This is a genomic window from Marinicella marina (assembly GCF_030065545.1).
GTDB lineage: Bacteria > Pseudomonadota > Gammaproteobacteria > Xanthomonadales > Marinicellaceae > Marinicella > Marinicella marina.
This window is the reverse complement of record NZ_JASJNC010000017.1, coordinates 1-2989: the sequence shown is the minus strand read 5'-3', so window position 1 is coordinate 2989 and position 2989 is coordinate 1. Positions and strand designations below refer to the sequence as shown.

Sequence of the window (2989 nt, the reverse complement as noted above, 5' to 3'; positions counted from 1 at the left end):
GCTGCTGGCAATACCAGTAATGCCGATGCCTTCTTTACCTTAGATAACACGCCACCAGCTGTGGCTGTGTGTACTGTCACACCTGATCCAGCCAATGATGGCACCGCCCTGACCGCTACTTGTACTGGCGTTGAAACCGGGGCAACCGTCTCTATCCCAGGTTACGTTTGTGGCGCTGAGGCCGGTAACGAAGTGGTTTGTACCGCAACTGCTGGCCAGAATGGTGTTGATGGCGATGAAGTAGCTACCGTAACCGACGCTGCTGGCAATACCAGTAATGCCGATGCCTTCTTTGCCTTGGATAACACTGCACCGACCATTGGTGCTTGTACTGTTTCACCCGATCCTGCCAATGATGGTACGCCTTTAACGGCTACTTGTACTGGCGTTGAAACCGGGGCTACCGTAACCATTCCAGGTTACGTTTGTGGCGCCGAGGCTGGCAATGAAGTGGTCTGTACCGCAACCGCTGGCCAAAACGGTGTCGATGGTGATGAAGTGGCCACGGCCACCGATGCAGCCGGCAACACTGCAACCACACCTGCACCATTCACTTTAGATAACACCGCTCCAACGGCTGCTGTGTGTACCGTTACACCAAACCCAGCCAACGATGGCACTGCCCTGAGTGCTACTTGTACTGGTGTTGAAACCGGCGCAACAGTATCTATTCCAGGCTATACCTGTGGTGCTGAGGCTGGTAACGAAGTGGTTTGTACCGCAACTGCTGGCACTGGCCCAGGCCAAGTCAGTGGTGATGCTTTAGCAACCACCACCGATGCCGCCGGCAACTCAGCTACATCTACCGCTGCTTTCACCCTTGATAACACCGCACCGACCATTGGTGCTTGTACTGTCTCACCCGATCCAGCCAATGATGGTACGCCTTTAACGGCTACTTGTACTGGCGTTGAGACGGGTGCTGTGGTCACCATTCCTGGTTACGTTTGTGGCGCCGAGGCTGGCAATGAAGTGGTCTGTACCGCAACCGCTGGCCAAAACGGTGTCGATGGCGATGAAGTGGCTACTGCCACCGATGCAGCCGGCAACACCGCAACCACACCGGCTCCGTTCACNATGCCTTCTTTGCCTTGGATAACACTGCACCGACCATTGGTGCTTGTACTGTTTCACCCGATCCTGCCAATGATGGTACGCCTTTAACGGCTACTTGTACTGGCGTTGAAACCGGGGCTACCGTAACCATTCCAGGTTACGTTTGTGGCGCCGAGGCTGGCAATGAAGTGGTCTGTACCGCAACCGCTGGCCAAAACGGTGTCGATGGCGATGAAGTGGCTACTGCCACCGATGCAGCCGGCAACACCGCAACCACACCGGCTCCGTTCACTTTGGATAACACCGCACCAGCTATTGGTGCTTGTACCGTTACACCCGATCCAGCCAATAACGGCACGGTGGTAACTGCCAGTTGTACGGGTGTTGAAGCCGGCGCTACTTTGACCATTCCAGGTTATGTATGTACCGACAATGGTTCAGGTAATTGGTCTTGTACCGGTACTGTTGGCACCGATGGTGTTGATGGTGATGAAGTGGCCACTGCCACTGATGATGCCGGTAACACCGCCACCACACCAGCGCCTTTTGTGTTGGATAATGATGCGCCTCNGGCACCAACCATCATCACCCCAACCAATGGCGACCCAGTCAGTGGTACCGGTGAACCGGGTGCCGTGGTTACCGTAACCACACCATCTGGTGCCACTTGTACGGCAACAGTACAACTTGATGGCACTTGGTCTTGTACCCTCTCGCCTACTCCAGAGGATGGCGAGGACATCACCGCAACTCAAGAAGATGAAGCCGGTAATACCTCACCACCTACCACAGTGGTCGGTGGCATTGATATCACCGCACCTTCAGCGCCAGTGATTAACCCAGTTAACGAAAGTACCGACCCGATTACTGGTTCGGCTGAACCTGGCACCACCATCAACCTCACCGGTGTGACTTGTGACAATGATCCCATTGTGACCAATGCCAATGGTGATTGGTTCTGTATCACCAGCAGCTCATTGCCACTAACCCCTGGTGATTTGATTGTCGCCACGGCCACTGATGATGCGGGTAACGTATCACAACCTGCCAGCACCACGGTGGGCGACTCAGTGACACAATCTGTTGCTCCTACTGTTGATCCTGTGGCCGCTGGCGCCACCAGCATCACCGGCAGCGCAGTGGCTGGTTCAAGCATCTCAATTGATGGCATCACTTGTAGCAATGACCCTGTGGTTGCCGATGCCAATGGTGATTGGACCTGTGATACACCTTCGCCTGTTCCTGCCACCGATGACATCATCATGGTCACTGCGACCCAAACAGGTTTGTTAGAGAGTGCACCTGTGTCAACCACTGTGTATGATCCAGGTACCACCGCACCACCAGCACCACAAGTTGACCCAACTGATGGTGACCCTGTGACGGGTACCACCATTCCAAATGGTGACATCACGGTATTGGATGAGGCTGGTAACATACTGTGTACCACCACAGCTGATATCGATGGTAACTATTCTTGTTCTCCAGTGATTCCCGCACCAGCAGACGGTGATGTACTCAGTGTGATTGTTACTGATGAAAACGGTAACTCATCATTACCGACTGAAGTTACTGTAGATGCCGTTGCTCCAGCCATCGCTGTATGTACCGTCACACCTGATCCAGCCAATGATGGCACCGCCCTGACCGCCACCTGTACTGGTGTTGAAACCGATGCCACTTTAACCATCCCAGGTTATACCTGTGGTGCTGAGACCGGTAATGAAGTGGTTTGTACTGCAACCGCTGGCCAAAATGGCGTCGATGGTGATGAAGTCGCTACCGTAACCGACGCTGCTGGCAATACCAGTAATGCCGATGCCTTCTTTACCTTAGATAACACGCCACCAGCTGTGGCTGTGTGTACTGTCACACCTGATCCAGCCAATGATGGCACCGCCCTGACCGCTACTTGTACTGGCGTTGAAACCGG

The 2989-nt window shown here is 54.1% G+C and carries 1 protein-coding gene; it reads left to right on the top strand.

Translation table 11 applies throughout. The features are described 5' to 3' along the window. Positions 1-1244 precede the first annotated feature (1244 nt). On the top strand, positions 1245-2989 hold a 1745-nt coding region (locus tag QNI24_RS15370), incomplete at its 3' end, for an Ig-like domain-containing protein (RefSeq protein ID WP_430539214.1).